We start from the raw sequence: 6,591 nt of genomic DNA on the forward strand, positions 1-6,591 counted from the left end.
GCCCTGGCGCAGGATGGCGATTTCCTGGGCCCTGGCGCAGGATGGCGATTTCCTGGTCAACCCGCGCCGGGTAGGCGGCCATGCGCGAGATCTTCTACCCGGCCCAGCGCAAGCTGCTCGCCGTCATGAAAGACGAGCTGATGGCCAAGGCCCCCGACAGCGGCTCGCTGTCGAGCTACCCCGGCGGCGACAAGGTCTACGAGGCGTTGATCCAGCGCCATGTGACGCTGCCGCTGGCGGCGGGCGACATCCACACCACCGGCCTGCGCGAGGCCGCGCGCATCCGCGCCGAAATGGAGAAGGTCAAGGCCGAGGTCGGTTTCGACGGTGACCTCGCCGCCTTCAAGAAATTCCTCTACAGCGACCCCAAGTTCTTCAACCAGACGGCCGACGAGCTGCTGGACGGCTACCGCGCCATCGCCAAGCGCATCGACCCTGAGCTGCCCAAGCTCTTCGCCCAGCTGCCGCGCTCGCCCTATGGCATTCGCGGCATGCCGCCCTATACCGGCGAAGGCGCGGCCGACAACTACAACGGCCCCTCGCTGGACGGCACGACCCCCGGCTGGTTCAACGCCAACGCGATCTCGTTCAAGCGCCGGCCCAAATGGGCGATGGAGACGCTGGTGGCCCACGAGACCGTGCCCGGCCACCATCTGCAGATCTCACGCCAGGTCGAGCTGGGCGAGCTGCCCAACTTCCGCCGCCAGTCGCAGTACTCGGTCTTCAGCGAGGGCTGGGCGCTGTATGCCGAGACGCTGGGCCCGCAGATCGGCCTGTTCCGCGACCCCTACGCGCGCTTTGGCCACTTGCAGGCGCAGATGTTCCGCGCCGCGCGCCTGGTCGTCGACACCGGCCTGCATGCGCTGGGTTGGAACCGCGACAAGGCCATCGCCTACATGATCGAGCAGACCGGCCACGACGCCACCTTCATGACGGCTGAGGTCGACCGCTACCTGTCCCAGCCCGGCCAGGCGCTGAGCTACATGATGGGCGAACTGAAGATCAAGGAACTGCGCGCCCGGGCTGAAACCGCCTTGGGGGCCAAGTTCGACCAGCGCCGCTTCCACATGGCCGTCATCGACCAGGGCGCCATGCCGCTGCCACTGCTGGAGCAGCGCCTCAATGCCTGGATCTTGAGCGAAAAGGCACGGCCATGAACTACGCAATCGGCATTCCCGGCCAGCCCTGGGGCCCGGGCGAGGTCGCCGCCTGGCGCGGGCGCCTCGTCAAGCAGCGCAGCTTTGCGGCTGACGTGCTCGCCACCATCGAGCCTCTGAAGCAGGATTTCGACGTCAGCGAATACGGCGCCGTGGTCTGCGACGGCGAACGCTTCCCGCTGCTGGCCATCCGCAGCCGCGGCTGGCGCGACGACCTGCCCATCTTCGTCGTGACCGGCGGCGTGCATGGCTACGAGACCAGCGGCGTGCATGGTGCGCTGCAGTTCGTCCGCGAGCATGGGCAGGAAGCTGCCGGCCAGGCCAACCTGCTGGTGGTGCCCTGCGTCAGCCCCTGGGCCTATGAGCGCATCCAGCGCTGGAACTTCGATGCAATCGACCCCAACCGCAACTTCCGCGAAGGCAGCCCCGTGGCCGAGTCCGCGGCCCTGGTGGCCTTGCTCGCACCGCTGCGCGGCCGCGTGCTGATGCACATCGACCTGCACGAGACCACCGACACGGACGAATCAGAGTTCCGCCCTGCCCTGGCGGCGCGCGATGGCGAGGTGTTCGAGCCCGGGCTGATTCCCGATGGCTTCTACCTCGTCGACGACGCCGAACACCCGCAACCCGAATTCCAGCGGGCCGTCATCGCCGCGGTGGCCCAGGTCACCCACATCGCCGAGCCCGATGCCAACGGCCAGATCATCGGCTGCCCGCTGCAGTCGCCCGGCGTCATCAGCTTCGCAGTGCGCAGCCGCAACCTGTGCGCCGCCATCACCGGCGCCCGCTTCAGCACGACGACCGAGGTCTACCCGGACAGCGCGCGCGCCACGCCCGAGCAATGCAATGCGGCGCAGGTCGCGGCCACCCGTGCCGCGATCGGCTACGCGCTGGCGGCCGAGATCTGAACCTCAGGCGGCGTCATTCGCAGACCAGCAGGCCTCTGGCACCCACCCCATGCGTGGACTGCAGCAAAGAGGTGGCATTTACCAGCCGCCCCATCCGGCGCCGCACGACGCCCTCGGCATCACGCTCGAGCTTGACGCAGAGGTCGGGGTCCAGCCCCATCGCGATGCGCTCCTCGAAGGTAGGCCTGGGTGAATTGCTGCGCGGGTCGGTTGTGGCCGGGTTGGCCAGGGCGCCGCGCAGGATTTCGGGGCTGGGCCTCAGGTTCAGCGCGCCGGGTGCAGACGCCGCCGCACCGGGCGACAGGGCCGCACCCGTCGCCGCGACCACGGGCGCGCCCTCGCCGTCCGGTGCGCCCGGCAGGGTTGGCGTGGGTCTTGGGCTGATGCCCGGTGATGGGGCGGTGGGCTGCCGCGCCTGCACGCGCGCCGCACGCTGGTGCAACTGCGGCGGCGGGGGCAGCAGGCGCAGCACCACTGAACGCCGCGCTTCTTCGCCTGCCGCTGGCCACCGCCGCGCCTGCCAGATGAGCAGCAGCAACGCCGCATGCCCCAACAGCACGGCCCAGACCGCCATCTGCCGACGCCGGGACGAAGCCAGGCGCCAGCGGCCTGGCCGCGTGACGGCCTCCGCGGCCTTCACGCGCCGGCCAGATGAAGGCCAAGCATCCCAAGGACACGAGTGGGCGAGAGGGCAACGCAATAGCAGCAGGAAGGCATGCCGGATGCTAGGAGCCGCGGCCCCGCGCCGGGTTACGCCAGGGTTAGGTCAGGCCGGGTTGTCCACGTCGATGAACTGCCAGGTGAGGCCCAGATCCTGCGCGACCTGGGCACCGACGCCCTGCACGCCATAGCGCTCGGTGGCATGGTGGCCGGCCGCGATGAAGGCAACGCCGGTCTCGCGGGCATAGTGGGCTTGGGGCTCGGAGATCTCGCCGGTGATGAAGACATCGGCGCCCGCCGCGATGGCTGGCTCGAAATAGCTCTGGGCGCCGCCGGTGCACCAGGCGACGCGGCGCAGCGGGCGGCCGTCGCCCGGCACGGCGGTCACGTTGCGGCCCAGCGCATCGCGAAGCCTCACCGTCAGCGCGGCAAGGTCGGTGGGCTCGATGGCCGCGCTGAAACCGAGATCCTGCTCGCCGAAGCGGCTGTCCGCAGCCCAGCCGAATTGCGCACCAAGCTGCGCGTTGTTGCCCAATGTCGGGTGAGCGTCCAGCGGCAGGTGATAGGCAAAGAGGTTGATGTCATGCTGGATCAACCGCGCCAGGCGCTGCTTCATCCAGCCCGTGATGCGCCCATCCTGGCCACGCCAGAACAGGCCGTGATGGACCAGGATGGCACCCGCCCCGGCGGCAATGGCCGCGTCGATCAGGGCCAGGCTGGCTGTGACGCCGCAGACGAGATGACCCACCTCGGCGCGCCCCTCGACCTGCAGACCGTTCGGCCCATAATCCTTGAAGCGCGCGGGCTCCAGCAGCTGGTTCAGGCGGAGTTCCAGCGCGGCGCGATCGGTCATGGCTTGATGGGGATGTAGGTGTTGAAACGGCTCTGGCTGATTTTCGCGCAGGCGGTCACCGTCGCCCTGGCCGCCCTCTTCGTCGTCTCTACGCTGAAGCCGCAATGGCTGCACGAGGCACGGCTACCCCATGCCACCGTCGCCCAGACCGCACGCCAGATCGCCTTGCCCTCCTCGCCTGCCGCCTCCGTCGTGCGCGCCGGTTTCTCGCAGGCCGCTCGCGTCGCGGCGCCGGCCGTCGTCAGCATCACGGCCAGCAAGGCGCCGTCGCGCGCGGGCCGGGCGCATGAACAGCTGTTCGGCTTCCCGTTCGGGCTGCGCCAGCCCCGCGGCAGTCCCCAGCTTGGCCTGGGCTCGGGCGTCATCATCTCGGCCGACGGCGTGCTGCTGACCAACAACCATGTCGTCGAGGGCGCCTCCGACATCGAGGTCATGCTCAGCGACGGCCGCCAGGCCCAGGCCAAGCTCATCGGCACCGATCCCGAGACCGATGTGGCCGTGCTGAAGATCAGCCTGCCCGATCTGCCGGTCATCGCGATGGGCGATGCGGCCAGTCTGGCGGTCGGTGACGTCGTGCTGGCCATCGGCAACCCCTTCAATGTCGGCCAGACGGTGACGTCGGGCATCGTGTCGGCGCTGGGCCGCAATCAGCTGGGCATCAACACCTTCGAGAACTTCATCCAGACCGATGCCGCCATCAACCCCGGCAACTCGGGCGGCGCGCTGGTGGACGCCGATGGCCGGCTGGTGGGCATCAACACGGCGATCTTCTCGCGCAGCGGCGGGTCCCTGGGCATTGGCTTCGCCATCCCGGTCGACGTGGCCCGCCAGGTGGCGGCCTCGCTGCTGCAGGACGGCGTCGTCGCGCGCGGCTGGATCGGCGTGCAGACGCGCGAGCTGACGCCCGAGCTGGCCGAGGCGCTGAAGCTGGGCGACGCCAAGGGCGTGCTGATCGGCGGCGTCGTCAACGACGCGCCGGCGGCCAAGGCTGGCATCAAGCCGGGCGACGTGCTGACCCGCATCGGCGAGCATGCCGTCACGACGCCGGCCGAACTGCTGGCCAGCGTGGCGGCCCTCAAGCCCAGCAGTCAGGTCGAGGTGGGCGTGCAGCGCGCCGGCAAGGCCATGCACTTCCAGCTCGCCGTGGCTCAGCGGCCCAAGCCGCAGCGCGATCAGGACGACTGATCGGGGGTGGTCTGCTCGGCCTCGTCGGGCGCCTTGGTATGGCGCACGAAGTAGGTGGACGCAAACAGCCCCACCTCATAGAGCAGGCACATCGGGATCGCCAGTGCGAGCTGTGAAACGATGTCGGGCGGCGTGATGACGGCCGCAACGATGAAGGCCACGACGATGAAGTAGCCGCGCCATTCGCGCAGCTTCTCCACCGACACGATGCCCATGCGCACCAGCACGACAACGACGATGGGCACCTCGAAGGCCGCACCGAAGGCGATGAACATGTTCATCACGAAGCCGAGATAAGCCTCGATGTCCGGCGCCGCCGTGATGCTCTTGGGCGCAAAGCTCTGGATGAAGGCGAAGACCTTCTTGAAGACGAAGAAGTAGCAGAAGGCCACGCCGCCGAAGAACAGCAGCGTGCTCGACACGACCAGCGGCATCACCAGGCGCTTCTCGTGCGAGTACAGGCCCGGGGCGACGAAAGCCCAGGCCTGGTAGAGCACGATGGGCAAAGCCAGCATGAAGGCCGCCAGCATGGTGATCTTGATCGGCACGAAGAAGGGCGCGATGACGTTGGTCGCGATCATCTTGGTGCCTTCGGGCAGGTTGGCCACGAGCGGCGCCGCCAGCCAGTCGTAAAGCTGGCTCGGCCCGGGGTAGAGGCACAGCACGCCGAAGCAGACCGCGATGGCGATGACGGCGCGCAGCAGCCGGTCGCGCAGCTCCATCAGGTGGGTGACGAAGGGCTGTTCGGTACCGGCCAGTTCGTCGTGGTCGGGGTTCTGGAAGGAGCTCATCGGTTCAGGCCTGGTGGGCGGAATCGCGCCACGCGGGCAGCTCCCGATTGGGTATGACGCTTCACACCGGCCTTCTGCTTGAACCACATCGGCGTCGACCCGCGCTTGAGGCGCCAGTTTTTCTTGGGGTGGCGGTACTCGGGCGGCGGTGGCGCGATCGTCGTGCCGGCTTCGTAGGACGAATCGCTGGTCACGTCCTGCCAGGTCTGATTCATCGCCTGCGTCGCGGTGTCCACCTCCTGGCGCACGCTCTGCTCGACGTCCTGGACCGCCGTCTGGAACTGGGTCTTCATCTTCTGAAGCTCCTCCAGTTCGATGGAGCGGTTGACCTCGGCCTTCACGTCCGCCACATAGCGCTGTGCCTTGCCCAGCAAGGTGCCCACCGTGCGAGCCACGCGCGGCAGCTTCTCGGGGCCGATGACGATCAAGGCCACCGCGCCGATCAGCGCGATCTTGTCGAAGCCGAAGTCAAGCACTTAGGACTTGGTCTTCGCGTCGACGTCGACCGTGTTCGGGTCATTGACCTTGCGGGCGGTGACCTGTTGGGGCGCAGCGGCTTGCTCTTCGGAAGTCGTGCCGTCCTTCACCCCGTCCTTGAACCCCTTGACGGCTGCGCCGAGGTCGGAACCGACATTGCGCAGCTTCTTGGTGCCGAAGATGGCGATGACGACGACGAGGACGATCAGCCAGTGCCAAATACTGAATGAACCCATGATGTTGACTCCTTGTGGACTGGCTCAAATTCTAGGTGAGGGATGACCCTAGCATCCTGGGTCATTTCGAGGCCGATCGCGTTCCGGTGCGATCGTGCTCAGCCCTTAGGTTTGGTCACAACTCAGCCTTTCAACCACGGCCGAGGCCCGCCCATCACATGCAGATGCAGGTGCAACACCTCCTGACCGCCGTCCGGACCCGTGTTGATGACGTGGCGGAAGCCGTTGGTGACACCCAGTTCCTTCATCAGCCGCGGGCCCAGGGCCGTCATCTTGCCCAGCAGCGCGGCCTCGGCCTCGGACACGTCCGCCATGGAGGCGATG

Annotated in this window: 9 protein-coding genes; 3 read left to right on the forward strand and 6 right to left on the reverse strand. The window is 67.9% G+C overall.

What is annotated here, in order from left to right; all coding sequences use genetic code 11:
- The first annotated feature begins 80 nt into the window (after window positions 1–80).
- Window positions 81–1,157, forward strand: a complete 1,077-nt coding sequence (locus tag ACXJKR_RS20655; RefSeq protein ID WP_457324411.1) for a DUF885 domain-containing protein — start codon at window positions 81–83, stop codon at window positions 1,155–1,157.
- Window positions 1,154–2,065, forward strand: a complete 912-nt coding sequence (locus tag ACXJKR_RS20660) for a M14 family metallopeptidase (protein ID WP_056192858.1) — start codon at window positions 1,154–1,156, stop codon at window positions 2,063–2,065. The genes ACXJKR_RS20655 and ACXJKR_RS20660 overlap by 4 nt, the downstream gene beginning before the upstream one ends.
- A 13-nt stretch (window positions 2,066–2,078) precedes the next feature.
- Here ACXJKR_RS20660 and ACXJKR_RS20665 read toward each other — a convergent pair whose 3' ends face one another.
- Window positions 2,079–2,705: a hypothetical protein gene (locus ACXJKR_RS20665; RefSeq protein WP_056192861.1), complete on the reverse strand. Its 627-nt coding sequence runs from the start codon at window positions 2,703–2,705 to the stop codon at window positions 2,079–2,081.
- 126 nt (window positions 2,706–2,831) lie between these two features.
- Window positions 2,832–3,578: a Nif3-like dinuclear metal center hexameric protein gene (locus ACXJKR_RS20670; RefSeq protein WP_457324412.1), complete on the reverse strand. Its 747-nt coding sequence runs from the start codon at window positions 3,576–3,578 to the stop codon at window positions 2,832–2,834.
- Between the two features lie 21 nt (window positions 3,579–3,599).
- Between ACXJKR_RS20670 and ACXJKR_RS20675 the strand changes: the two genes are divergently transcribed.
- The gene (locus tag ACXJKR_RS20675; protein WP_457324413.1) at window positions 3,600–4,763 is read left to right on the forward strand and encodes a S1C family serine protease; all 1,164 of its coding nucleotides are present in this window, start codon (window positions 3,600–3,602) and stop codon (window positions 4,761–4,763) included.
- On the opposite strand, the gene tatC is transcribed toward ACXJKR_RS20675, so the two are convergent.
- From tatC to ACXJKR_RS20695, 4 genes are all read right to left on the reverse strand, one after another.
- On the reverse strand, window positions 4,751–5,554 hold the full coding sequence (gene tatC / locus ACXJKR_RS20680; protein ID WP_056192870.1) for a twin-arginine translocase subunit TatC: 804 nt from the start codon (window positions 5,552–5,554) through the stop codon (window positions 4,751–4,753). The two genes, ACXJKR_RS20675 and tatC, sit on opposite strands and share 13 nt — an antisense overlap.
- A complete protein-coding gene (gene tatB, locus ACXJKR_RS20685; RefSeq protein WP_457324414.1) occupies window positions 5,551–6,030 on the reverse strand; it encodes a Sec-independent protein translocase protein TatB in 480 nt (159 codons plus the stop codon). The genes tatC and tatB overlap by 4 nt, the downstream gene beginning before the upstream one ends.
- The gene (gene tatA / locus ACXJKR_RS20690; RefSeq protein WP_056192876.1) at window positions 6,031–6,267 is read right to left on the reverse strand and encodes a Sec-independent protein translocase subunit TatA; all 237 of its coding nucleotides are present in this window, start codon (window positions 6,265–6,267) and stop codon (window positions 6,031–6,033) included.
- A gap of 122 nt (window positions 6,268–6,389) precedes the next feature.
- Window positions 6,390–6,591: HIT domain-containing protein (locus tag ACXJKR_RS20695; protein WP_457324415.1), on the reverse strand; the 202-nt coding region annotated here is incomplete at its 5' end.

It is taken from the genome of Roseateles sp. P5_E11 (genome assembly GCF_054049355.1).